Annotated in this window: 20 protein-coding genes; 13 read left to right on the top strand and 7 right to left on the bottom strand. The window is 66.5% G+C overall.

Annotated features, from left to right (window positions below; all coding sequences use genetic code 11):
* Positions 1-77: 77 nt before the first annotated feature.
* The gene (locus tag CAG31_RS17780) at positions 78-1,358 is read right to left on the bottom strand and encodes an HAAAP family serine/threonine permease (RefSeq protein ID WP_085583486.1); all 1,281 of its coding nucleotides are present in this window, start codon (positions 1,356-1,358) and stop codon (positions 78-80) included.
* 345 nt (positions 1,359-1,703) lie between these two features.
* On the opposite strand from CAG31_RS17780, the gene CAG31_RS17775 reads away from it, so the two are divergent.
* Together CAG31_RS17775 and CAG31_RS17770 are read left to right on the top strand one after the other, a co-directional pair.
* Positions 1,704-2,087: a tautomerase family protein gene (locus CAG31_RS17775; RefSeq protein ID WP_085583484.1), complete on the top strand. Its 384-nt coding sequence runs from the start codon at positions 1,704-1,706 to the stop codon at positions 2,085-2,087.
* A 174-nt stretch (positions 2,088-2,261) separates the two neighbouring features.
* Entirely contained in the window at positions 2,262-3,230 is a 969-nt protein-coding gene (locus CAG31_RS17770; protein WP_085583482.1) for a 2-hydroxyacid dehydrogenase, read from the top strand.
* Here the strand turns inward: CAG31_RS17770 and tssA are convergent.
* The 5 genes from tssA to CAG31_RS17745 are packed head-to-tail and all read right to left on the bottom strand — an operon-like array spanning position 3,227 to position 10,750.
* Positions 3,227-4,327, bottom strand: coding sequence for a type VI secretion system protein TssA (gene tssA / locus CAG31_RS17765; RefSeq protein ID WP_085583480.1), 1,101 nt, complete (start codon positions 4,325-4,327; stop codon positions 3,227-3,229). The genes CAG31_RS17770 and tssA overlap by 4 nt on opposite strands.
* Positions 4,324-8,145: a type VI secretion protein IcmF/TssM N-terminal domain-containing protein gene (locus tag CAG31_RS17760; protein ID WP_085583479.1), complete on the bottom strand. Its 3,822-nt coding sequence runs from the start codon at positions 8,143-8,145 to the stop codon at positions 4,324-4,326. The genes tssA and CAG31_RS17760 overlap by 4 nt, the downstream gene beginning before the upstream one ends.
* Positions 8,142-8,906, bottom strand: a complete 765-nt coding sequence (locus CAG31_RS17755; protein WP_085583477.1) for a DotU/TssL family secretion system protein — start codon at positions 8,904-8,906, stop codon at positions 8,142-8,144. Before CAG31_RS17755 ends, CAG31_RS17760 begins: the two co-directional genes overlap by 4 nt.
* An 18-nt stretch (positions 8,907-8,924) precedes the next feature.
* Positions 8,925-10,256: a type VI secretion system baseplate subunit TssK gene (gene tssK / locus CAG31_RS17750; protein WP_085583475.1), complete on the bottom strand. Its 1,332-nt coding sequence runs from the start codon at positions 10,254-10,256 to the stop codon at positions 8,925-8,927.
* Between the two features lie 47 nt (positions 10,257-10,303).
* Positions 10,304-10,750 carry a type VI secretion protein gene (locus tag CAG31_RS17745; protein ID WP_085583618.1) on the bottom strand — a complete coding sequence of 149 codons (447 nt, stop codon included), beginning with the start codon at positions 10,748-10,750 and terminating at the stop codon, positions 10,304-10,306.
* A gap of 228 nt (positions 10,751-10,978) precedes the next feature.
* On the opposite strand from CAG31_RS17745, the gene tssB reads away from it, so the two are divergent.
* From tssB to CAG31_RS17690, 11 genes are all read left to right on the top strand, one after another.
* Entirely contained in the window at positions 10,979-11,521 is a 543-nt protein-coding gene (tssB, locus tag CAG31_RS17740; protein WP_085583473.1) for a type VI secretion system contractile sheath small subunit, read from the top strand.
* Positions 11,522-11,551: 30 nt separating this feature from the next.
* Positions 11,552-13,033: a type VI secretion system contractile sheath large subunit gene (gene tssC / locus CAG31_RS17735; RefSeq protein WP_085583471.1), complete on the top strand. Its 1,482-nt coding sequence runs from the start codon at positions 11,552-11,554 to the stop codon at positions 13,031-13,033.
* A 76-nt stretch (positions 13,034-13,109) separates the two neighbouring features.
* Complete coding sequence (locus CAG31_RS17730; protein ID WP_007958866.1) at positions 13,110-13,607, top strand: Hcp family type VI secretion system effector; 498 nt, start codon at positions 13,110-13,112, stop codon at positions 13,605-13,607.
* Positions 13,608-13,622: 15 nt separating this feature from the next.
* Positions 13,623-14,066: a type VI secretion system baseplate subunit TssE gene (tssE, locus tag CAG31_RS17725; RefSeq protein ID WP_085583469.1), complete on the top strand. Its 444-nt coding sequence runs from the start codon at positions 13,623-13,625 to the stop codon at positions 14,064-14,066.
* Complete coding sequence (tssF, locus tag CAG31_RS17720) at positions 14,050-15,843, top strand: type VI secretion system baseplate subunit TssF (RefSeq protein ID WP_085583467.1); 1,794 nt, start codon at positions 14,050-14,052, stop codon at positions 15,841-15,843. The genes tssE and tssF overlap by 17 nt, the downstream gene beginning before the upstream one ends.
* The gene (gene tssG / locus CAG31_RS17715; RefSeq protein WP_085583465.1) at positions 15,807-16,832 is read left to right on the top strand and encodes a type VI secretion system baseplate subunit TssG; all 1,026 of its coding nucleotides are present in this window, start codon (positions 15,807-15,809) and stop codon (positions 16,830-16,832) included. The genes tssF and tssG overlap by 37 nt, the downstream gene beginning before the upstream one ends.
* A 1-nt stretch (position 16,833) precedes the next feature.
* Positions 16,834-19,374 (top strand): type VI secretion system ATPase TssH, encoded by a 2,541-nt coding sequence (gene tssH, locus CAG31_RS17710; protein ID WP_085583463.1) that lies wholly within the window; start codon positions 16,834-16,836, stop codon positions 19,372-19,374.
* 54 nt (positions 19,375-19,428) lie between these two features.
* A complete protein-coding gene (locus tag CAG31_RS17705) occupies positions 19,429-20,949 on the top strand; it encodes a hypothetical protein (protein WP_085583461.1) in 1,521 nt (506 codons plus the stop codon).
* 52 nt (positions 20,950-21,001) lie between these two features.
* Positions 21,002-22,282: an endonuclease/exonuclease/phosphatase family protein gene (locus tag CAG31_RS17700; protein WP_085583459.1), complete on the top strand. Its 1,281-nt coding sequence runs from the start codon at positions 21,002-21,004 to the stop codon at positions 22,280-22,282.
* A 63-nt stretch (positions 22,283-22,345) separates the two neighbouring features.
* On the top strand, positions 22,346-24,355 hold the full coding sequence (gene tssI / locus CAG31_RS17695) for a type VI secretion system tip protein VgrG (RefSeq protein WP_085583457.1): 2,010 nt from the start codon (positions 22,346-22,348) through the stop codon (positions 24,353-24,355).
* A 12-nt stretch (positions 24,356-24,367) separates the two neighbouring features.
* Complete coding sequence (locus CAG31_RS17690; protein ID WP_085583455.1) at positions 24,368-24,910, top strand: toxin-antitoxin system YwqK family antitoxin; 543 nt, start codon at positions 24,368-24,370, stop codon at positions 24,908-24,910.
* A 151-nt stretch (positions 24,911-25,061) separates the two neighbouring features.
* Here CAG31_RS17690 and CAG31_RS17685 read toward each other — a convergent pair whose 3' ends face one another.
* A complete protein-coding gene (locus CAG31_RS17685) occupies positions 25,062-25,457 on the bottom strand; it encodes a DUF4280 domain-containing protein (RefSeq protein WP_085583453.1) in 396 nt (131 codons plus the stop codon).
* Positions 25,458-25,518 lie beyond the last annotated feature (61 nt).

Genomic DNA, 25,518 nt, shown 5'->3' with positions numbered 1-25,518 from the left:
GAAAAAAAGCCGCTGCGCACATCGTGCGCAGCGGCCACTGTAGCTGTGTATCTGCCGGGGCGCGAGGCCCTGCGCGGTTATGCCGCCAGCGAATAGATCAACGCGGAAATCGCCACCAGGCCGACGGCCGTGACGAACACGTTGGACGCCTGACCGCGGTAGCGGGCCATCGCCGGCACCTTGCGGATGGCGTACATCGGCATCAGGAACAGGATCGCTGCGATCACCGGGCCGCCGATGGTTTCGATCATGCCCAGGATGCTCGGGTTGAGCGTGGCCACGATCCAGCACACCACCAGCATGAACGCCGCGACGATGCGGTCCAGGGCCTTGGCGCCCGGACGCTTGCCGCTCTTGACGATCAGGCCCTTGAGGCCTTCGCTGGCGCCGATGTAGTGGCCCAGGAACGACTTGGAGATGGCCACGAACGCGATCAGCGGCGCCGCGAACGCGATGGTCGGGTTGCTGAAGTGGTTGGCCAAGTACGACAGGATCGACAGGTTCTGCGCCTTGGCCTCGGCCAGTTGCTCCGGCGACAGGGTCAGCACGCAGCTGAACACGAAGAACAGCACCATCAGCACCATCAGGGCGTGGGCGCGGGACAGGATCTGCGAGCTGCGCTCATCGGCGTGGACGCCATAACGGCGCTTCTGGTCCACCGCGAACGCCGAAATGATCGGCGAGTGGTTGAACGAGAACACCATCACCGGAATCGCCAGCCACAGCGTGTGCAGGAACGCCGAAGGCGCCGGCACGTGCGAGGCGGTGGTGAGGATGCCGCCGGTCCAGTGCGGGATCAGGTACACCGCCAGGAACGCCAGGGCGACGATGAACGGGTACACCATCAGGCTCATGGCCTTGACGATCACCTGCTCGCCGCAGCGCACCACCGCCAGCAGGCCGAGGATCAGCGCGAACGACAGCACCGCGCGCGGCGGCGGCGTGATGTGCAATTGGTGCTCAAGGAAACTGGCGACCGTGTTGGTCAGGCCGACGCTGTAGATCAGCAGGATCGGGAAGATGGCGAAGAAGTACAGCAAGGTGATCAAGGCGCCGGCCTTGATGCCGAAGTGCTGCTCGACCACCTCGGTGATGTCGGCGCCTTCGCGGCCGGACAGCACGAAGCGAGTCAGGCCCCGGTGTGCGTAGAACGTCATCGGGAACGCCAGCAGCGCCAGGATCAGCAGCGGCCAGAAGCCGCCCAGCCCCGCGTTGATCGGCAGGAACAGGGTGCCGGCGCCGATGGCCGTCCCGAACAGTCCCAGCATCCAGGTGGTGTCTTGACGGTTCCAGCTCGACAGTTCAGCTGGTGCCGCCGATTCAAAGCGCTCGTTGACGCTATTGGCCTGATCATTCATCCGGTCGGATCTCCGCATTCCGGTCACTTGCCACTCGGTCAAAACGCGCCGGGAAAAACCGACAGAAACGTCGCAACCGAAACAGGGTCGCGATTCTCCGGGATAAATGAGCAGAAGCAAAGACTTAGCTGAGGAATGGTTGTACGGATCAGATTCCAGGTATGTCGTTTTCGGCAAAATAGCTGTCGCTTACAGACACCAAAAATGTCGTTTTCCGACAAGCCCAAGCGCTGCAAGCCTGGCGGAAGTGGCGCTCAGGGCAGCTCACCGACCGGTGTTTATCGGCTATACCCAATGGCGAGATTCCGACCGTGTTCCCCAGCCTTCCGCCCTTGGAGCCGCCCCATGCCCCTCGTCCGCGTCGACATCAGGAAAAACCCCGACCCCACCTTCGCCAAACGCATCGGCGAGGTCATCTACGCCGCCCTGCGCAGCACGTTCAACGTGCCGGAGCACGACAATTTCCAGATCCTGGCCGAACACGACGGGCCGCATTTCATCTATGACCCGCAGTACCTGGGCATTCCGCGCAGCGACGGCATGGTGTTCATCCAGCTGACGGTCAGCGAAGGCCGCAGCGTCGAGCAGAAGCAGCAGCTGTACCAGACGATCGCCCATCACCTGCACAACCAGTTGGCGGTGCGCCAGGAAGACGTGTTCATCAACCTGGTGGAGGTGAAAAAGGAGAACTGGTCGTTCGGCCACGGCATCGCCCAGTACGTGAGCTGAAACCGTGCCCGCCCACGGCGGCGCGACCGCCTGACCAAGCGCCCTCCGGGCCCCCGCACCAGCTCCTACACTGGCTGGTGCGAGCCCAGGGTCTGCGGTTGCCAAACCGCTGCGCGATCCGCACTCTGGCACGACTTTCGCGACCGACACGACGACGATCACAGGAGCCGAGCAATGCCCGCCACCGTTCTGGTACTGGTTGAAACCATCAATGACTACCTGCCGATCCTCGAACGACAGGGCTTTCACCTGATCCTCGCCCCCACCCCCGCCGAACGCGCCCAGGCCATCGCCACCCACGGCCCGCGGATCGATGCCGTGCTGACCCGCGGCCCGCTGGGCCTCTTCGCCGACGAGATCGCCGCGTTGCCGGCGCTGAAGATCATCTGCGTGATCGGCGCCGGCTACGAAAAGGTGGACCTGCAGGCCGCCAGCGACCGGGGCCTCACCGTGACCAACGGCGCCGGAGTCAACGCCTCCTCGGTGGCCGACCACGCGATGGCCATGCTGCTGGCGCTGGTGCGTGACATTCCGCGCTGCGACGCCGCCGTGCGCCGGGGCGAATGGCCCAAGATCATGCGCCCGTCCCTGTCCGGCAAACGGCTGGGCATCCTCGGCCTGGGCGCAGTGGGCATGGCCATCGCCAAACGCGCCGGCAGCGGCTTCGACATGGAGATCAGCTACCACAGCCGCCAGGTGCGCAACGACGTGCCCTACACCTTCTGCTCGACCCCGACGGAGCTGGCCCGGGCCTCGGACTTCCTGGTGGTCGCCACCCCCGGCGGCATCGGCACCCAGCACCTGGTGACCCGCCCGGTGCTCGACGCCCTGGGGCCCAAGGGTTTCATCGTCAACATCGCCCGCGCCAGCGTGATCGCCACCGCCGATCTGATCGCCGCGCTGGAGCAGCGGCGGATCGCCGGGGCCGCGCTGGATGTGTTCGACCACGAACCGCAAGTGCCGGATGCCCTGAAAGGCCTGAGCAACGTGATCCTGACCCCGCACGTCGCCGGGCTGTCACCGGAGGCCACCCAAGGCACCGTAGAGCTGGTGGGGAAAAACCTGGTGGCGTTCTTCTCCGGGCAACCGGTGCTGACGCCCCTCGACCTGCCCCCTCGCCTCAACGACCAGCGCGTGCACTAAAGCACGCCGAGCAACGTCCACATCCGCCGCGCCTCGGCGTCGGCGGAAATCAGTTCGCCCAACAGCTCGCTCAACGGCTTGTTGCCCCACTCCACCGCGCGCCGGATCAGGTACGGCACCGGGCTGTGGGGTTCGGTGCGGGCCAGGTATTCGGCGATCAGCAGCAGTTGCCGGTAGGCTTCCTCGCGGCTGGCCGGCTCGCGGGCCGCCTGGATCGACGGCGCGTCGTTCACCGCATCGGCAGCCGCCTCATCGGCGGACGGGATCTCGGCGGCCGGTTCCTGAACCGGTGGCGGCGCGGGTTGTTGCGGGTGCATGGCGATGAACTCCTTGACCAGCGTCAGCAGCGCTTGGAGGGTCTCCTGCAAGGGCTTGAGCCCCGGCCCCTGATCCCCCAGATAGGTGTCGCTCCAGGCGTCGAGCCTTTGCAGGTGCTGCAACCCCAGCAGCAGGTTGCCCTGCTGGCGCAGCCAGAACGCCATGGGCGTGGCGCGCACCTGATCGCTGAGGGTCTTCTGTTCGCTGCGGGCGGTTTCCGCCAGGGCCTTGGCGTTCTTGCTGTCGTTGACCTGCACCTGCTGCACCTGCAGACGGCGCCAGGCACTCAGGCTGTAGCCCTCGAAATCACGGTTGTGGGCGCCGAACAGCGGCACCCGGGTCAGCAGGATTTCGCTGTAGCGGCGCACCAGCCATTCCAGCGGCGTCACCCGCCAGGACTGGTCGCCGTCTTCGGCCTGTGGGTGCACCTGATCGGAATAGCGCTCGCACAGCCCCGCGACCAGCGCCAGGCTCCCGGGCAGACCGTCCAGCCCCTGCAAATGGAGCCACGCTTCGCCGAGCCAGGCGCTGAGCATCAAGTCCTTGCTGCGTTCCAGCAGCAGGTGGGTGGTGATCGCTTCCACCTTCGGCCAGTCCGCCCGCTTGAGCGTCGATTCCCATACACCGGTCGGCAGGCTGGCGTCGTCTTCGCGGCGCAGGTCGCGCAGTTGGTCGAACTCGCGTTCGTAGCGCAGGTCCACGCCGCACGGCGCGTCTTCGCTGATCGGCGCCAGCAGCTGTTCAATGAGGTCAGGCAACGCGGCGGATGGCAGGCTCACAGCCCCTCCTTCTGGGTGTCGATGGCGGCGGTGGTGCCGGTCATCTGAAACGGCGAACGCGGCGCCCGGGTCGGCGGCGGCGTGATGGACATCGGCAGTTTCGAGCCCTGGCTCATCAGCGACAGGCGCACGAACATCCGAGTGAAGCCGGTGGTGACGCTGTCGTTCTGCGCCGTGACCGGCAGGCGCAGGCTCAGCGGAAAGTCGGTGTAGTCCATGCTCGGCTGGCGCTGCACGGAGAAATGCGCGCGCATCAGGCGCAGCAGCGACCACGGCCCGCCGTACTCCCAGCCCGCCTCAAGGTCGCGCACCACCAGGTTGGGCTGCAGCGGATCGTTGACCGGCCGTTCGTTGCCGTTGCGCGCCCAGCGCAAGGTCAGGCGCACCGGCTGGCCCACCATCCAGCGCAGGTTCGGCTGCTCGGCGCCGGGGTAATTGATCTGTTGGCTGCCGGCCAGCAGGCCCCAGGCGATCACCTGATCGGCGCCCCTCTCTTCCTCGCGGTCGGTGCGCCAGCGCACATCCAGCTCCAGGCCGAGGATGCCGCTCTTGTCCCGCACGAACAGCGGCGTCAGCCAGGTGCCGGCCTGCTTCAGGCGGTTGAGGAAATCCTCTGCCGCCAAGCGCTCCGGCGCCTGGCTCGTGGCCAGGCCCGCCAGCGCCACCGGCAGGCGCTTGTCGATCAGCTCCAGCAGGTGCTGCACCCGGGCCGGGTCGGCATCCTGCGCCTGCACGCCGTTGGCGAACGGGAAGCGGTCGGCCAGGTATTGATTGAAGTAGTTGGCCAGTTCGTTCCACGCGGCGGCAGCCTGTTGCTGTTGCAGGAACTGGCAACGCTGCATGGCCGACTGCTGCAGCTCCATGGCCCGCATCGCCAGGGTGCCGCGCCCGCCGGCGACGTTGGCGGTCTGCAGCACCTGCACGCAAGAGCCGGTGTCCATCTCGATGAAGTCACGGCTGACCAGCTGTTCGATCTGCGCGGGCGAGCTGGCGGGGTTGGCGTCCTTGTACTTGAGCAGCTCGTCGTTGAGCGCGCTGAACTGGGTCACCCGCTCGTAGTCCAGCGCCGACAGGTTGGCCTGCTGGGTCTTGAGCCACTGCAACGCCGAGGTGCGCCGCTCGGTGATGCCGAGCATGGTATTGAACTGCTGCTTGAGGCTGAGCTTCAGGTCCTGCACGTCGCTGGCGCCGTAGAGTTGCAGGCCGAGGTTCTTCGAGCCGTCCCACTGGCTGATTTCTGCCCGTCCGCCGAACAGCGGCTGGGCGACGATCTCGTCCAGGCCGCTGACGATCTGCGCCATCGCCCGGCGGTTCAACGCGCTTTGCAGGCGCGCCGCCAGGTCCGTGCGGTGCACCTCGACGAACGCCTTCTGCAGTTCCATCGCCTGCTCCGCCCGCACGTTGAACACCGCGTAGGGTTGGGTCTGGTCATTGTGGTCTTTGAGGCTCAGCCACATCGCTTGGGCCGCTGCGCTTTCGGCTGCCTGCAGCAGTGCGCCACGGTAGGCCGACGGGATCCTGGGCAATTCTTCGGCGATGTAACTCTTGTAGCTGGCGAAATAGCTCAACGAAGTGTCGAGGTCGTCGCCGTCCACGGTCTGGCCGCGCAGGTCGATGTTGTCCTGGCTGGCGCGCAGGGCGACCGACACGAAGTCGCGCTTGAACAGCGACTGCACGGCATTGTCCAGCTTGACCACATGCTCTTGCAGCGTCAGTTGCCCGCTGCCCTGCTGTACCAGCAGATTGCCCCGGGAGCCGACCTGGGCGATCCACTGGTCGCGAAAGCTCTGCTGCAGCTTGGCCGCCTGGGCCTCCAGTTGCTGCTCCACCGCCGGCCCCAGCAACGCGCTCTTGTGCACCTTGTCGAGCATTTCGCGGTAGCCCGGCACCAGGTCCTGGCCCTTGCCGCGCCCCCAGGTCGAGTTGGTCAGGGCGATCGCCACCTGCAAGTCGTCGACCAGCGCGCGCAGATCCTCCAGCTCGCCGAGGCTGTTGCCGCTGCCGACCTCCAGTTGTTCCAGGTGCAGCTTGAGGTAGCCGGCCTTGCTGACGAAATTGTCGGCCAGGAAATACTGATCCAGCCAACGTTCCATCAGCCCGGTGAAATTGCCCACGATCAGCGGCCGGTCGACGCTCAGGTCCAGCGCCTGCAGATTGCCGTCCTCGTCGGCCAGCAGCACCCGGTTGAAGAACGCGGCGTGGGGCAGCGTGCCGGCGTTGAGGTTCAGCGACAGGGCGTTGTTGCTCAACTGCACCAGATCCTCCAGCGGCGCCCGGGGATTGTTCAGGGCCTGGCCGAACCACTGGTTCTGCTGCTCCAGGCGCACGGCGCGGTCCACCAGGTCGGTGGCCTTCTGGTAGTTCTGCCACTGCGCAGGATCCTCGCTTTCGACACTGGCCCGCCGGTCGGTGCTGCGGATGCCCTTGAGCTTGGTCAGCTCGGCGTTCAGCAGATCATGCAGCGGTTCGAGCAGGTGCCGCCGGGCCGACAGGCGCAGTTGCTGTTCAAGCGTGGCGTCGAGCGACGAGAACCACGACGTCGGGAACACCAGCGACGCGAAATCCCAGCGCGGCGAGCGCTCCATCACCCGCCACAGGCTCTGCACGTTGCGCCGGGTCGGCTCGACCCGGTGCGCATCGTCGGTGACCGCCACATAGCCTTTCTGGGCGACTTGCAGCAGCCGCGCCAGCTCATGGGCGTCCTTGACCGAGGCATGCCAGACCAGCAGCATCGCCACCGCCCAGCCCCCCGCGACCACCACCGCCACCCCGGCCGTCAGCCGTTGCCAGCGCTGGCGCAGGCGCAACAGGCGCGGCACGCCTTGGGCCACGCCACGCTCGCCGACGATGCGCTGGCGCCACAACTGGCGCACGAAGGCGCTTTGCTGCAAGCCGCTGTCATCGGCCGAGAACCCGTCCTGCGCATCCTCCGCCGGTTGGTTGGCGCTCAGGTAAAGCCCGCGAAAGCACGGTGCTTCACCCTGGGCGTTGCCCTGGAACACCGGCTCCAGCACGTTCTGCAAGCCGCGGCGCAGGCTTTCCAGACGCTCCGGCAAGGCGTACAGGTCGGCGCTCAGATGCCCGGACAACGTGCCGATCTCGATCACCGCTTCGGCCACCGCCCGGTGCAGGCGGTCCAGCGCCTGGTCGCTCCATTGCCCCTGCCAGCCCGCGTCCCTGGCATAGGGCGACGACCAGCCCAAGGTGCGTTCGCGGGCCTCGTCCGGCAACGCGCTGATCAGCTCCTGGAACCCCGGCAATTCCTCCAGCCCAGTGACCACCACGTACACCGGCAAGCTCAGGCCGAAGCGCTGCAGCAGGTCGATGAAGCGTCGCCGGGCCGCCAGGCCGAGGCCGGTCGCCTGCTCCAGGTTGCCCAGGCGCGCGGTGGGCACGGTCCAGATCACGCCGTCCAGCGGACGTTTGCTGCGCAGGCGCAGGATCAGCCCCAGCAGCCGCCACCAGCCGCCGCGTTGCAGGTGCATGCCGTCTTCGGGCAAGAACAGCGCCTGGGGCACCACCAGCACCGCGCCTTCAGGGTCGGACCACCAGCGGCCGAACCAGGCCGGTTTGTCGGTGGGTTGCAGGCGCCACTCGGTCACCAGTTGCGTGCCTTGGACTTCGTCGCCGAGCATCAGCAGCCACGGCAACTGATAGCGGTCGCGGCTGCCCTGCTCCTGCTCCATGTGCCGCACCGCACCGTAGAAGCTGCGGATCGCCGCGCCGCTCTGGGTGCGCAGCCACCACACCGCGACGGCCAGCAGCACCAGCAGCAGGACGATGCCGACCACCCACGCCACGATCGCCAGCGTGCTCATGAGCCTTGCTCCGGCGCGGGCGCAAGTTCTGTCATCTGCAGCACCGGTTCCAGTTCTTGGCCGATGTCGCGCCACAGCATGTGCCCCAGACCGGCGAGCAGCAGCACCATCGCCGCAATGCCCAAGGCCAGCCGGAAGCCGTCCGGCAGCGCAGTGCGCACCGGCAGGTTCAGCGGCGCCGCCTGCGAGGGCTGCACCAGCCGTTGGCTGACGTCGGCCCAGTCCGCGTCGTCCTGCCAGGCGAAGGTGAACAGCGCCAGGCGCCACTTCTCCCGTTGCGCCTGGCTCTGCTCGCCGCGCAGGCGACCATGGAAGCCGAGGATCAGGCATTGCAGGTAGACGTTGGCCAGGTCGCGGGCGGTGGGTTGCTGTTCTTCAAGCAGTGTCGCGATGGCCGCCGGCACCTGCTCGCCGGCCTGGCGGCTGGCGTACAGGCGCGACTCCAGGGGCTTGTCCTGCCAGGCGGCCTGCCCCGGCCAGGGCGTGAACAACAGGGTTTCGTCCACCAGCGCGACGAACGCGTACACCAGCGCCCGCACCTGCTCGGTGGCCGCGTCGCCGACCCGGGCAAACGCGGTGCGCCACAGGCGCTGCGAGGCCTGGGTCGAGAGCTCGACCACGGTGTCGACCAACGCCTGTTCGTCCTCGCCGTCCTTGGGCAACTGGCTCCAGTCCTGCGACCACTGCTGCCAGGCCTGGCGGAACGCGCTGCTCAGCGGCGCGTCTTGCAACCCCAGGCTTGCGGCATTCCCCTGCGACATGAGCGGCTCCTTGTGTGATCAGGCACTTTCACCGGTCTGCGGGACAAACAGCACCACCTGCCAGGGGCTGCTGGTCAGCTTGGCCGCCGGGGCGGCGATCATCAGCGGCAGTTGGGCGTCGAACCAGGTGCCTTCGGCGTTCACCACAAACAGGCGGGTGTCGTCGCCGACGCTGTAGGCCACCTGCTCGCTGCGGCTCATGGCCTGGTGCGTCAGGCCGCTCATGCGCTGGCGGCTGAGCAGCGCGATGTGCGGCGCCGACGCGATGATCGCGCCCCGCAGCCAGTCGCCGGCGGCCTGTTCGCTGGCGCCGTTGGGCATGCGCAGGCCGATGACCAGGCGCTGACTGGGCCGGTCCTCAGGCAACTGGATGGAAAAGCTGTGCTCGCCCCGTTCGAAGGCGATGCTGCGGTAACCGGCGCGGATCAGTTCGAGGGTGGTCTCCAGCCAGTCGAGCACCTGCCCGTAACCGCGCTGCAGCTCAAGGAAGTCCAAGGGTGCGAACGCCGGCACGCCGGCCAGCGGATCCAGCGCCGCCCATGCGCCGGCCAGGCCCAGCAACTGCACATACAGCGCCTGCGGATGGGCGATGCGCGTGTTGAGCAGGCCTTCGACTTCCGGCAGGCGCGCCCACAAGGCCGTCAACTGGCGGCGGATCTCCAGCGCATCGTCCTGGTTGCCGGCCTGCTGCGCCTGGCGCAGGCGACCGCCGAGGAACAGGCACTTCTCCCGCGCCCGCGCGCACAGCCCGGCCACCCGGCGGCCCAGCGGCGAGTCCGGCAGCAGCACAGGCGTCGGCGGCGTGTACGGCAACGGCAGGAAGCCACCGCCCTCCTTGCGGATCTTCAGCAGCGGCAGGCAGATCGAATCGGCCTTGTTCAGTTGCGTGCACAGGCGCGGATTGGGTCGCCACACGGTGATCGATTCGGGGAACTCGCCGCTGGTGAGGTCCGGCAGCGCCTCGCCCACCACCGATTGCAGACGCCCCTTGAGCGGCAACAGCTGACCGGCGCGCCACAACGGGCTGACGGCCAGGTACACGGTGACGGTGGCGTCGTCGGTCTCGTCCACCGCCGCGCTCACGTCCAGCTCCAGCGCCGGGCCGACGCCGGCCTGCACATCCACCGGCAGGCCGTCGGGCATCGTCCCTTGCAGCGCCAGGATGCGCACCACCCCGGCGCTCATCGCCGAGGGGTCGAACTCCAGGCGCGCCACGCCCCAGAACCACGGGTTGCAGGCCTGGGCCAAATGCGCGCCGAGCGCCTCGGCCCGCAACCCCTGCAACTGAAAATGCTGCGGCAGCAACTGCATGCCTTCATGCCAGCAAACCGCGTCAGGTAGCAGACTCATGTGATTCCCTTCGACTGCGCCGCAGGCCGGCGGCGGACGGTGCGCTTTCAGTTTTCCCTGCTGACCAGGCTCATCTCGCGGCTGTCGAACTTGAGCCAGGCGTCACTCCGGTCGTCCAGCCGCAAGCGGTGCGCTCCGGGTGTGTTATAGCTGGCGAAGACCAAAAGTCCAGCCGCCCGCTTGCCCCCCAACGGGAAGGGTTGGCGGTCGATGAATTGCCCCGGCACCAGCTCCAGTCCCCACACGCTCATCAACTGACGGTAGTCGCGCTGGTACTGCTCGCGCTCGGCGAACCACTGGCTGGCGCTGATGCCCGACAGTTGCTTGAGCAGATCCGGATCGTTGACCGCGATGAAATCCACGGCGATGGGGGTGTCGTCGTTGGCCTTGGGCGCGACGTCGAGGGTCAGGCTGTCGAGATCCACTTTCGGCCCGAAGAACGAACAACCGGCGAGCAGCGCAAAACCGAACGTTAGAAAAAGTCGTGCACGCAAAATGAATTTTCCTTTTCGCAGAACAGTCCAAAAAAGTTTTTCGCTTGCATTTTTATAGTCCTGTTCTAGCGTCTTGGGTAGTTCGGTTCCTACGGCCGAATGTGGAAGGTTTGTCAAAGGAACGACAGGTCATCTGCCTCCCTTTCTAACCTGTGGTCCAGCAAGGGAAAGCGATGAACGGGCCTCCCCGATGCATTGCGCCCGCCCATCGCATCGGAGTCCGCCGACATGGCAGAAAGCACCCAGCACAAGCTCGACCGGGTTCGCCCGCCCCGAGTGCAAATCACCTACGACGTCGAAATCGGCAACGCCATCGAGAAAAAGGAATTGCCGCTGGTGGTCGGGATCCTCGCCGACTTGTCCGGCAAGCCCCTGGAGCCGTTGCCGAAACTGACCGAACGGCGCTTCACCGAAATCGACCGCGACAACTTCAACGAAGTGCTCGCCTCCATCGCTCCCCGCGCCACGATCCAGGTCAACAACACGCTGACCGGCGACGAGAGCAAGCTCAACATCGAACTGAACTTCAAGCACATCGACGATTTCGACCCGGTCAAGGTGGTGGAGCAAGTCACCCCGCTGCGCCGCCTGTTCGAAGCCCGTCAGCGCCTGCGCGACCTGTTGACCAAGCTCGACGGCAACGACGACCTGGACAAGCTGCTGCGCGATGTCATCGCCAACACCGAAGGCTTGCAGGAGATCAAGTCGGCTCGCCCGGACACCGCTGTCCCGGCCGCTGACGCCGAAGCGCCGGCCGAACCGCAAGCCTGACCGTCCACTTGAATCCAGGGAGAATCCACCATGCCCGCCGCCGCCCAGAACGAAGCCAGTGAAGGCACGACCCAGACCTTGTCCCTGCTGGACAAGATCATCGCCGAGGGCCGCATGGCCCACGACGACAGCCAGCAGGACTACGCCCGCGACATGCTCGCGGAGTTCGCCACCCAGGTGCTTGACGAAGGCATGGCCATCGACAAGGACACCGTGGCCATGATCAACGACCGCATCAGCCAGATCGACGAGCTGATCAGCGCCCAGCTCAACGAAGTGCTGCACCACCCGGACCTGCAGAAGCTCGAAGCGTCCTGGCGCGGCCTGCACATGCTGGTGCAGAACACCGAGACCAGCACCCGGCTGAAGCTGCGCCTGCTCAACGTCACCCAGAAAGAGCTGCAGAACGATCTGGAGAAAGCCGTCGAGTTCGACCAGAGCGCCCTGTTCAAGAAAATCTACGAAGAGGAATACGGCACCTTCGGCGGCCACCCCTTCAGCCTGCTGGTGGGCGACTACACCTTCGGCCGGCATCCGCAGGACATCGGCCTGCTGGAGAAACTCTCCAACGTCGCCGCCGCTGCCCACGCCCCGTTCATCGCCGCCGCCAGCCCACGGCTGTTCGACATGAACAGCTTCACCGAACTGGCGGTGCCGCGTGACCTGTCGAAAGTCTTCGAGAGCCAGGAACTGATCAAGTGGCGCTCGTTCCGCGAAAGCGAAGACTCACGCTACGTGTCGCTGGTGCTGCCGCACTTCCTGCTGCGTCTGCCCTACGGGCCGGACACCTCGCCGGTGGAAGGCATCAACTACGTCGAGGACGTCAACGGCACCGACCACAGCAAGTACCTTTGGGGCAACGCCGCCTGGGCGCTGTCGCAGCGCATCACCGAAGCCTTCGCCAAGTACGGCTGGTGCGCGGCGATCCGCGGGGCCGAGGGCGGCGGCGCGGTCGAAGGCCTGCCGGCGCACACCTTCCGCACCAGCTCCGGCGACCTGTCGCTCAAGTGCCCGACCGAGGTGGCCATCACCGACCGCCGCGAAAAAGAGCTGAACGACCTCGGCTTCATCGCCCTGTGCCACAAGAAGAACAGCGACATCGCGGTGTTCTTCGGCGGCCAGACCACCAACAAGTCCAAGGTCTACAACACCAACGAGGCCAACGCCAACGCGCGGATCTCGGCGATGCTGCCGTACGTGCTCGCCGCGTCGCGGTTCGCCCATTACCTGAAGGTGATCATGCGCGACAAGGTCGGCAGCTTCATGACCCGCGACAACGTGCAGAGCTACCTCAACAACTGGATCGCCGACTACGTGCTGATCAACGACAACGCGCCCCAGGAGATCAAGGCGCAGTACCCGTTGCGCGAAGCGCGGGTGGACGTCACCGAAGTCGCCGGCAAGCCCGGCGCCTATCGGGCCACGGTGTTCCTGCGGCCGCACTTCCAGCTTGAGGAACTGACCGCGTCGATCCGCCTGGTCGCGACCTTGCCGCCGCCGGTGGCGGCCTGACCGGCCCTCGCCCGCCGGCACCGCCGGCGGGCCTCTCCCGTTTGCCTAGCGCGACAACCTTCAGGAGTTCCAAGCGATGGATGCAATCATTCTCGACCTCGGCGGCGACATCAAAGGCGACAGCCTGCTCGAGGGCTACGCGGACAAGATCGAAGTCATGTCCTACAGCCACAACGTGGCCATGCAAGTGACCAACGACGTCAGCAACTCGGAACGCACCAGCGGCAAGCCCCACGTCGGCGAGTTCACCCTGACCAAGTTCGTCGACACCTCCACCCCGTCCCTCAACGAATACTGCTGCGCCGGCAAGCCGATCCCGGAAGCCAAGATCACCATCGGCCGCAACGCCGCCGAAGGCAGCGGCCAGTTGCTGCCCTTCATCATCTACACCCTGACCAACGTGGTGATCTCCAACGTCAGCGTCAGCGGCGGCACGGGCGGCAAGCCGGTCGAGACCCTGTCCCTGAACTTCACCAAGATCAAGTGGGAGCTCACAGCGCAGAAGGACGACGGCACCAAGGAAGGCACCGCCGCTTCGACCTGGGACATGGCCGCGAACAAGCTGGTCAGTTAAGCGGACGCCCCGGCCATGGCAGACACCGGCATCCTGGCGCCGCTGTTCGAACGGCTCGCCTCCGGCGAGCACGACGGCGCGCCGGTGTTCGACCGCCAAGCGCTGCTCGACTCGGTGCACACCGAGCTGTCGCGCCTGTTCAACACCCGCCGGGGCCCCAAGACCCTGACCCGCCCGCCCAGCGTCATCGACTACGGCATCGCCGACTGGAGCGCCCTGCAACAGCAGCGCAGCGATGACCGCCGGCGCCTTTCGCGGGACATCCGCGAAGCCATCGACCGGTTCGAACCGCGCCTGCGCCTGGGCGAGGTTCAGGTCAATCCGCTGCCCGAACATCCCCAGCGGCTGAGCATCCGCCTGCTCGGCGAACTGCGCAGCGGCCAGCGGCACTGGCCGGTGGCGTTCGTCATCGAGCCCGGCGACGAAGGGCTGGAGGTGCGCCATGAGCGACTCGATTGACCCGCAACTGCTCGACTACTACCAACGGGAACTGACCTGGCTGCGCCATGCCGGCAGTCAGTTCGCCGAGCGTTATCCCAAGGTCGCGCGGCGCCTCGAACTGTCGCCGGGCGAATGCCCCGACCCGCATGTGGAACGGCTGCTGGAAGGTTTCGCCCTGCTCGCCGCCCGCCTGCAACGGCGGCTGGACGACGACTACGCCGAGTTCAGCGATGCCCTGCTGGAGCAGCTGTACCCGCTGGCCATGCGGCCGATGCCGTCCTGCGCCATCGTGCAGTTCGAACCCGACCCGAGCAAAGGCAAGCTCGACGGCGGCTACCCGCTGCCCCGGGACACGCCGCTGTTCGTCACCACCGACAAGGGCGACAGCATCCACTTTCGCACCAGCGCGGCAGTGCGCCTATGGCCGCTGAAGGTCAGCGAAGCGTTGCTGCTGGGCAGCGACGAAGCGCAGGCCCTGACCGGCGTCGCCAGCGCCCGCTCTGCCCTGCGCCTGAGCCTGCAATGCCTTGGCGAAAGCCAGTGGCGCGAGCTGGGCATCGAGACGCTGCGCATTCACCTGACCGCCTCGCCGGTGATCAACGCCTGCCTGTGCGACCTGCTCGGCGCCCATGCCGTGCAGGTGCTGGCCGGCCCGCCGGGCAGCGTGCCCGAGGCGCTCAAGGGGTTGCCGCAGGTGGTCGGTTTCGCCGATGACGAGGCCCTGCTGCCGGACGAGGACGGCGTGCATCCGGGCATGCGCCTGCTCGCCGAATACTTCGCGTTCCCGGACAAATTCCACTTCTTCGACCTGCCGCTGGCCGGCGCCGCCAGCGACAGCCAGACCCTGTACCTGTACATCGTGTTCGACCGGGCCCCGGCCAGTCGTCTGTCGTTGCAGGCCAGCGACATCGCCCTGGGCTGCGCGCCGGTGATCAACCTGTTCCCGCGCACGTCCGAGCCGCTGCGCCCGGACGGCACCCGCAGCGAATACCGCCTGATCGCCGACAGCCACCGGGAAAACAGCGTGGAGATCCACAGCATCCGCGCCATGCGCGCCAGCTCCGCCGCCGGCGTGCAGCGGGTGCCGGCCTACTACGGCAGCCAGCACAGCGGCGGCGACCAGCAGCGTTACTGGCATGCGCGGCGGGTCAGCGGCATGACGCCCAACCGGCTCGGCAGCGACCTGCTGGTGAGCGTGGTCGACACCCGTTTCGAACCGTCGACCGACCTGCCCGACTACAGCCTCACGGCGGAGCTGCTGTGCACCAACCGTCACCTGGCCCAGAGCCTGCCGGCCGGCACGCCGCTGGGTTTCGAGCGGCCGGGGCCGGTGGCCTGGGCGCGCCTGCGCAACCCGCCGAGCCCGCAGAGCCTCCCACGCCTGGACGGCGCGTCGCGCTGGCGCCTGGTGTCGCAGCTGACCCTCAATCACCTGTCGCTGGTCGAAGGCCCGCAGGCGCTCGATGCGCTCAAGGAAATTCTCCATCTGCACAACCTGCGCGACGAGGCCAGCGCGCTGCGCCAGATCGAAGGCCTGGCGCACCTGGCCTGCGAGCGGGTGATCGGCCATGTCGGCGCCGATGCCTGGCGCGGCTGGCGCAATGGCCTTGAGGTGCAACTGCAGCTCGACCCGCACCATTTCGTCGGCAGCAGCGCCGTGCTGTTTTCCGCCGTGCTGGCGCAGTTCTTCTCGCTCTACGCGACCGCCAACCGTTTCGTGCGCACGGTGCTGATGCAGGCCGACAGGGAGGTCAAGGCATGGCAACCCCAAGCCGGCATGCCCCTGTCGCTCTGAGCCTGGGCCAGCGCCTGCGCCGCGATCCGCAGGCGTTCGAATGGCTGCAGGCGCTGTTGCTGCTGGAGCGTGAGCAGCCCCAGGCCGAGTCCCTGGGCAGCGGCACCGCGCCCCAGGCCGAAGCCGTGAAGCTGCGCGGGCCGCTGACCCCGATCTTCCCCACCAGCCAGATCGAGCGCCTGCGCGAAGAGCCGGGCCAGCCGCTGACGTTGGAGACGCCGGTGTTCGGCCTCGGCGGCCCCGACGGCCCCCTGCCCTATGCCTATCAGGAGTGGCTGCAGCAACGGGCCCGGGCCAAGGACCACGCGCCCGCCGAGTTCCTCGACCTGTTCCAGCACCGCTTGCTGAGCCTGCTGTACAAGGTGATGCGCAAACACCGGATCGCCCTCGGTTTCACCACGCCCGGTGCCTCGCCGGTGCAGGCGCAGTTGCGGGCGTTGACCGGGCTGCTGCCCAAGTCCTTGCAGGAGCGTCAGGCCGTACCCGACTGCGCGGTGCTGGCCTGCACGGCCCTGTACGCCGACGGCCGCCGCTCCCTGGCCGGGTTCGCCGCCATTGTGCGGGAGCAGTTCGAAGTGCCCGTGGAGCTCAACGCCTATGAAGGCGCCTGGCGCGAGATCCCGCCCGCCAGCCGCAGCGTCATGAAGGCCGGCGGACGCAACCTGCAGCTCGGCCGCAGCGCCGTGGCCGGCACCCGCGTGTGGGACGAGCACGCCGGCATCCGCCTGACCCTCGGCCCGTTGCCTCAGGCTGCGGCCGCGCGCTTCCTGCCGGACGGCGAAGCGCACCCGGCGCTGGCCAGCCTCGCGGCGCTGTACTTCGGCCCGGACCTGGACGTCACCCTGGTGCTGCTGATTCGCGGCGCCGGCCCGCTGAAGCTCGGGCGCCAGGCCCCAGCCCTGCTGAGCTGGAACGGCGGCCTGCAACGTCAGGCCAGCCTGGCGGTGCAGCGGATCGAAACCCGTCTTCGCCAGTTGGAGATCACCTGAGATGGAACTGGCCAGCCTGATCGGGCGCCTCAACCCCGACAACCGCCGCGCCCTCGAACGGGCCGCCCAGCGCTGCCTGCAACGGGGCCACCACTTCGTCGAGATCGAACACCTGCTGCTGGAGCTGCTCGACATCGAGGGCGGCGACCTGGCGTTCCTGCTGCCGCGCTTCGGCCTGGAGCGCGATGCCCTGACGGCGGAAATCAACAAGGCGCTGGACCTGTTCAAGTCCGGCAGCACCCGCACGCCAGCCCTGTCGAACCACACCCTCGGCCTGCTGGAGGACGCCGTGGTGCAGGCCAGCGTGCTGGGGCTCGACAGCATCCGCTCAGGCCTCCTGCTGCTGGCGCTGATCGACCGCGACGAACGCCGCAGCCTGCTGCTCAACAGCGCCTCGTCCTTGCTGCGCATCCCCAAGGAAGCGCTGCGGGCGAACCTGCTGGAGTGGACAGAGAATTCCCGCGAGCACGTCGGCCCGCGCACCGTCCCGAACGCAGGCCCGGTTCCCCGGCAGGATTCGGTGCTGGACCTGTACACCCAGGACCTGACCGCCGACGCCCACGCCGGACGCATCGACCCGATCGTCGGCCGCGACGGCGAGATCCGCCAGTGCATCGACATCCTCCTGCGGCGCCGGCAGAACAACCCGATCCTGGTGGGCGCGCCGGGCGTGGGCAAGACCGCCGTGGTCGAAGGCCTGGCCCTGCGCATCGCCGCCGGCGATGTGCCGCCGTCCTTGCAGGAGGTCAGCCTGCGGGTGCTCGACCTCGGCCTGCTGCAGGCCGGGGCCGGGGTCAAGGGCGAGTTCGAACAACGGCTCAAAGGCGTGATCGACGCGGTGCGCAGCGCCGACAAGCCGATCATCCTGTTCATCGACGAAGCTCACACCCTGATCGGCGCCGGTGGCTCCGAAGGCGGCAGCGACGCCGCCAACCTGCTGAAGCCGGCGCTGGCCCGGGGCGAACTGCGCACCCTCGCCGCCACCACCTGGATGGAATACAAGAAATACTTCGAGAAGGATCCGGCCCTCGCCCGCCGCTTCCAATTGGTGCAAGTGGAGGAGCCGGACGAAACCACCGCCGTGGAGATGCTCCGGGGCGTGGCCGCCAAACTGGAGCAGCACCACGGCGTGCAGGTGCTCGACGCGGCGATCCATGAGGCGGTGAAACTGTCGCACCGCTACATTTCCGGCCGCCAGTTGCCCGACAAGGCCATCAGCGTGCTCGACACCGCGTGCGCCCGGGTCGCCCTCGGCCAGCACGACGTGCCGCCGCCGCTGGAAAGCCTGCGTCACCGTCAGCAAAGCCTCAAGGAAGAGCTCGAACGCCTGCGCCGCGAACAAGCCACGGGCCTGGACCACCGCGAACGCATCACCGGGCTTGAGAGCGAATCGACCGCCAACGTCCAGGCGATCCGCGAACTGGAGACCCGCTGGAGCGAAGAGCGCGTGGCCGTGCGCGAACTGCTCGACACCCGCCGCGAACTGCTCGACCTGAGCGAACGCGCCGACAGCGACAGGCCCGACGAAGCCACCGACAGCCGCATCGATCACCTGGCCGCCGAACTGCTGCGCCTGGAGGCCGGGCTCGACGCGATCCGCCAGGACGATCCGCTGGTGCCCGAACAGGTCGACGGCAAGACCGTCGCCGCCGTCATCGCCGGCTGGACCGGCATCCCCGTCGGCAAGATGCTCGCCGACGAGGCCCACGCCGTGCGCACCCTCGGCCAGCGCATGGGCCAGCGGGTGATGGGCCAGGGCACCGCGCTCGGCACCATCGCCCAGCGTCTGCAGGCCTACCGCGCCGGCCTGACCGATCCGCAGAAACCGGTGGGCGTGTTCCTGCTGGTGGGCCCCACCGGCGTCGGCAAGACCGAAACCGCCTACGCGCTGGCCGACGCCCTGTACGGCGGCGAGCGCAACCTGATCAGCATCAACCTCTCCGAATACCAGGAAGCCCACACCGTCAGCCAGCTCAAGGGCGCCCCGCCCGGCTACGTCGGCTACGGCAGCGGCGGCGTGCTCACCGAGGCCGTGCGGCGCAAGCCGTATTCGGTGGTGCTGCTGGATGAGATCGAGAAGGCCCATCCGGACGTGCTGGAGGCGTTCTACAACGTGTTCGACAAGGGCCTGATGGAAGACGGCACCGGGCTGGTGGTGGACTTCAAGAACACCGTGATGCTCGCCACCAGCAACGTCGGCGCAGAGCTGCTGCTCGACACGCCCGCCGCGCAGATCGGCTCCGAAGCCTTCAACGAAGCGCTGCACAAGGTGCTGCTGCAAGCCTTCCGCCCAGCGTTCCTGGCGCGCATGACGGTGGTCGCCTACCGGCCGCTGGACGAAGCGACGCTGGAAGGGATCGTGCTGGCCAAGCTTGAGAAACTGCGCGGACGCTACAAGGCCGCGACCGGCAAACCGTTCGAATTTGATGCCGGAATCGTCAAGGCGGTGCTCGCCAAATGCAGCGCGGCGGGTGCGCGGGATGTCGAGAATGTGTTGATGACGCAGGTGACGGGGAAGTTGGCGGAATGGGCGCTGGAATGAGCGCCGAATCACGTTTTGCAGTGGATCTGCTGACCAGGACAAGGAGAAAGCCGGATGCGTTACAAATGCGCAAGCTGTGAAACGGAGTTCAATCACCAGACGCTGACCTGCCCGGTTTGCCACTCCGACAGCATCTATCAAAGCCTGGTGGACCAGGACCCTGGCGATCTGAACAGCGTGGTGACCCGAGATGCGCACAAAGACTTTCACCGCCCCTCAACGAACCTGGGAAACTTTGATATTCACTACAGCGCGGCAAGGCACCTCATCTCCATCACGGTGAAGATTCATCCCACCTACGATGACCGCTACTACAAGGTCTTGAGCGAGGAGGAGCAGAACACCCACCTGTCCTTGACCGGCAAGCTGCTCAGAAAGGTTCAGTCGACCACTGACGCCGCGCCAAGCGCCCACAAGAAAGGCGTGCTCAGCGAGTTCACCGCAGCGGCCAAGAAAGCCATACCGCTGACCTGGAACAACCGGTTCGAAATCGTGCACAAGCGCTTCAGCGGCCCGCCGATCAAGATCGAATTCGCTCTCGAGGCGTCCGACCTGCAAAGCTCGCACTACGAAGTCGAGATCATCGATGCGAACGAACACATCTCCAACCAGGCGACGGTGCTGGAGACCGGCAGCACACCCGGCACGTCCTATCATCGGGCCATGTTCACCAGCGATGTGTCCGGCCCCAGCGGTTCAGGCTTCAAGCGCGAGCAGATCATCGGCAACCTGGTGGCCGGCTACAAGATTCCCTTTCCGAACTACAGCACAGCCTCGCCCGCCCTCCCGGTCGCCTCCTCCTCATCGGCCCATCACCCGAGCGACCACACCGGCATCGGCGCTGACCAGGACGAGCGCGCCGGCAAAAAGCTGCTGCGCGAGTTCGCCACCGAATTCAGAAGGGTCATCGCCGGCACCGACTACAAGAGGTTCAAGATCCTCGTTGAGATCAAAGCCCCCATCAACAGAACCGGGAGCCTGCTGGAATACCTGTTCAGCGAGCTTGCCCCCCAGGAAACGGAAATAGCCCGACGCAACATCCGTCACCTGTTCGGCCCGATGGGCTCAGCGGAGCGCTACATAAAAATAAGCATTGCCTCCGCCGATCCGACCTGCACGACCCCCGCCCAACATGTTCGGCAAATCATGCTGGACACCGATGCGCCGTCCCCCGCGAAGGCCTGCCCGGCACAGATAACCATCTGCCATGAGTTTGGCCACATGCTGGGGCTGCCGGACGAATACGTGTGCATCAGCCACTCGGCGGAAAACAATCTCCGGCACCTGGGCATGAATGTGTTTCGCAGCGATCACGCCTTCGAGAGCTGGAACGAGCTGCAACTGCCGAACCCCGGACAGCGCATGAGCGATGTGGTCAGGGACAATCAGAAAAGGTTCCTGCAGTTGTGCGACAGGGCCGACCTTCCTCCGCCCCTGTTCGGCCACTCCACCACCAGCCTGATGTCCGCCGGCTCGGTTCTGCATGAGCATCATGCGGTCACGATCCTTGAGGCTTTCTGTGCCTGCATGGGCGGCGCGACGCAAATCGATGACTGGAAGGTCCGCATGCTCTGAGCGGCGGACGACCGACTGTTTCTCTGTACACGCCTCACTACAGGTCTCTGTCATGCCCTACAAAATTCTCATGTGGAACACGCAGCACCTCAACAACCAGAGCAAAAAGGAATCGGAGGCCTACCAGGCAAAAGCCGCCTACCTGATCAAAGTGCTGCTCATCAGAAGGCCGGACCTGCTTGCGCTCTTCGAGACAGGCACCACGGGCACGCCGAACGTGAGCGTGGAGAAGCTTCTCAATGCCCAGGGGTATCAGTTGGTGCATGCCCTGGACAACGAAGGCGGGATCCGCATCGACACCACGTTGGGTTCGATGGTGTTCGTCAGGAATGAATTGGCGGGGGCTTTTCAGATGCTGCCCGGCTACGTGCTGGGCGCCTCTGAGCGGCGTGCGCCGATCATCATACGGCACCGGTACAACCACGACGCCTTGGCGTTCTACCACGCCAATTCGTCCTACAAGGCCGTCGAGTTGACGGCGGAAACCATCAACTTCATCGTCGAAAACTACCGCGAAAGTTTCCGTGAACTGATTTTCTTCGGGGGCGACCTCAACGCCATGCCCCACGAGAACCACAAGGTCATCCATCCCCGGGGCCACAAGCCCCTGCAACCCAACTGCCCCCCCACCGCGGGCACCCATATCCAGATCATCAACAAGACGCGCCAGCAGGCGCAGCGGGACTGGCGCCTCAATGTCGAGTATGTGTACGACTTCGACCAAGGCATCGATGTGCCCTTGCAAACCCTTGAACACTGGCACAAGCGGTTCAAGTGGGACGAGGCCATCACCGAGGATGAATACGTGGCGGCCGCCCGGGTGCTCGACTACGCGTACGTCACCGATACCTATCGCTGGAGCTGCGAATGCGACGGGTATGCCGAAGGCACGCCGAACGGCAGCGGCGGCTTCAAGGCCATCAGGCGCATCAGCCATGGCGAGGTGATTCGCAGCGACCATTTCCCCGTGTTCTATTTCGGCAAGAGACACGACGAAGAGGCCATGTTTCTGGTTCACATCGCCGAAGACCCTCATCTCAGCGCCTCGCTGAGGCATCGGCTCGGCGCGGCGGAGCAGCCCGTCACCCTGCGTTTCGGTTCGTTCAAATCGTCACCGGTGGTGATGGAAGCGCCGGTTGGCGCGACCTACTGGGCCTGGGCCAACGCAAAGACCCTGCGGGTTGCATCCAGCACCAACCTGGTGGCGAGCTTTCGGTACAAGAAACAGACGGGCGTCACCTGGCCGGCCATTCTCGAGTTTCCGTCGTTTTCCGGGCCCGGCGGCAGCGGTGCGGCAATCACGCTTTACGTCACCGGCATCGATTACCAGTAAGTCGGGGCCGCATGCCTCTCGACACCGCCACCCACGAACCGGACTTCCCCCAGCAGGCCCCCCATGCCCCGCGCCACCGACAGCAACACCAGCCTCTCCCTCACCGCCTCTTCGCTGTCGGCGCTGTTCCCTGAGTCGCTGTCCGGCGACGAAGCGCTCAACGCGCTGGGCTCGCAGACCCTCAACGGCCTCAACGACGGCGCCGCCCTCACCCTGAGCAGCGCCGTCGCCACCCATGTCACCACCACCCTGCACAACGATGCGCAGAGCCGGCCGTTCGACGGGCTGGTCGCCGAGATCCGCCAGTTGCCGGCCGACGCCACCGCCGAGCGCTACCAACTGCTGCTGCGCCCGTGGCTGTGGTGGCTGAACCTGGCCAGCAACAACCGGGTGTTCCAGAACCTCAGCACCTCGGACATCGTCACCACGATCTTCAATGCCCACGGGTTCAGCGACTTCAAGCTCTCGCTGACCGGCAGCTACACGCCCCGCGAGTATTGCGTGCAGTACGGCGAAACCGACTTCGCCTTCGTGTCGCGCCTGCTGGAGGAGGAAGGGATCTTCTGGTTCTTCACCCACGACGACGGCAAGCACACCCTGGTGCTGGGCGACAGCAACGATGCCTTCGTGCAGATCCCCAACGGGCCGAAGGTCAAGTACCTGGGCCAGCAGTTGGGCGAGCGTGAGCTGCACGGTATCCGCACCGGCCAAGTGTGCGTGCAGGCCGTGGCCGGGGTGTACCGGGCGACCGATTATGAATTCACCACACCCACCACCTCGCTCTACGGCCAGGCCGAGGCCGTGGCCGGGCCGCGTTCGGTGTACGAGCACCCCGGCGGCTACAACGCCAAGGCCCGGGGCGATGCGCTGACCAAATTGCGGGTCGACGGCCTGCGCAGCGAGGAGAAGCGCTTCGTCGGCGAGAGCGACTGCCGCTGGCTGGTGCCGGGACACTGGTTCACCCTCGACGGCCACGACGACGAAAGCCTGAACGTCGATTGGGTGGTGACGCGGGTCGTCCACGACGCCAGCCACCTCGACTACCGCAACCGCTTCGAAGCAATCCCCAAGGCCACACCGTTCCGTCCGCAGCGGCTCACGGCCAAACCGCGCATGCACCCGCAGACCGCCGTGGTGGTGGGCAAGTCCGGCGAGGAGATCTGGACCGACGAGTACGGGCGGATCAAGGTGCAGTTCCCCTGGGACCGCGACGGCAAGAACGACGAGACCAGCTCCTGCTGGGTGCGCGTGGTGCTGCCCTGGAGCGGCAAGGGGTTCGGCATGCAGTTCGTGCCGCGCATCGGCCAGGAGGTGATCGTGACCTTCATCGACGGCGATCCGGACCGGCCGCTGGTGACCGGCTGCGTGTACAACGGCGACAACGCCCTGCCTTACGCCCTGCCCGCCAACCAGACCCAGTCGGGCATCAAGACCCAGTCGTCCAAGGGCGGCGGCGGTTTCAACGAATTGCGCTTCGAGGACAAGAAAGACGCCGAGGAAGTGTTCCTGCAAGCGCAGAAGGATCTGAAGGTCAACGTGCTCAACGACACCACCGCCACCGTCGGCCACGACGAGACCCTCACGGTGCAGAACGCCCGCACCCGCACGGTCAAGGACGGCGACGAAACCGTGACCCTGGAAAAGGGCAAGCGCAGCGTGACCATCCAGACCGGCAGCGACTCGCTCGACGTGAAGGACAGCCGCACCGTGAAGGTCGGCGCCGACCAGAACCACAGCACCGGCGGCAACTACACCGACAAGGTCACCGGCGACTACAGCCTGACAGTGGACGGCAACCTGACCATCAAGGTCAGCGGCACCCTCACCCTGCAGAGCGGCGGCAGTTTCACGATCAAGAGCGGCGCCGACCTGGCGGTCCAGGCGAGTACGTCGATCAGCCAGAAGGCCGGCACGTCACTGGCCAACCAGGCCGGCACCTCGCTGGACAACAAGGCCGGGACTACGCTGACCAACGACGCCGGCATCAGCCTGACCAACAAGGGCGCCGCGTCGCAGACCGTGGACGGCGGCGGCATGCTGACCATCAAGGGCGGGCTGGTGCAGGTCAACTGACGGGGGAAAGGCATGGCGATCACACCGCTGGATGTGCAGCAGGACGACAAGCACCTCAAGGGCCGCCTGCAGGACGGGCAGCTCGACGGTGCGTTGCAGATCAAGGACGACGGCCGGGCCCAGGCGAACCTCAACTACAGCCAGGGCGAGCTGCAAGGCACGTCCCTGCTCTATCACCCCAACGGCAAGGTCTCGGCGCAGTTGCCGTTCGTGCGCGACAAGCTGCAAGGGGTCGCCAGTTTCTACGCCCCCGAAGGCTGGCTGCAGCGCAAGGCCACTTACCGGCGCGGCCTGCTGCACGGCGAGGCATCGAACTTCTTTCCCGACGGGCAGTTGGCCGAGGCCGAGTTCTACCGCGACGGTGTGCGGGAGGGGCGCTATCAGCGGTTCCATCCCAACGGCAAACCGGCGGTTCAGGCTCGCTACCTGAACGGGCAACTGGTGGAACCGGAACAGGCGTTCGCCGACGACGGCCGGCCGCTGGACGCCGACGGCAAGCCGATCTCGCGGGTGCGCTGGTGGTTCAGGCGCTGGACGGATCCGCAGCAGGCCTGAGGGCAACGGTCGGCAGGACAGGCCTCATCGCCAGCAGGCTGGCTCCCACAAGGGAATGGTGGCTGGCTCCCTCAAGGGACTGCTGGTCAATGGCGCTCCGCTGTGGGAGCCAGCCTGCTGGCGATGGGGCCGGCCCCTGCGGCGCAAGGCCTCAGGGGATGAGCATCTGCACCTGCCCCGGCATCGCGATCTTGATCACCCCCGCCCAGTTGCACATCAGCGTGCTGTTGGCGTCGATGGCCGGCATGCCGCCCAGCAGCAAGGTCGGCGCGCCGCCGGGGATCCACGGCGTGGCGGTGGCGGGAATGCACGGCATCGGCGTCAGCACCCCCAGCGCCGCCGCCGTGGCGGCGGCCACCATCGGATTGGCCATGCTCATGCACATGCCGAACGGCAGGATGTTGACCAGCGGAATGTGATCCATGATGTTCGCCGCCGGCATCCCGCCGGTCAGCGTGCGGTTGACCGGCAGCACGTTGAGCGCTGACGGCGCGGCGCCGAAACTGCATTGCAGCGTGGCGCCGGCACAGACTTGCGGACAGCCCATCTCAAAGCTCCTTGCCCAAAGCCGCAGACCCGCTAAACCTTAGCCTGCCGCGCCGCCGGGC

It is taken from the genome of Pseudomonas sp. R25(2017) (assembly GCF_002112565.1).
GTDB lineage: Bacteria > Pseudomonadota > Gammaproteobacteria > Pseudomonadales > Pseudomonadaceae > Aquipseudomonas > Aquipseudomonas ekonensis.
Note: the sequence above shows the minus strand (reverse complement) of the source record. Positions and strands in the feature narration are given on the sequence as shown.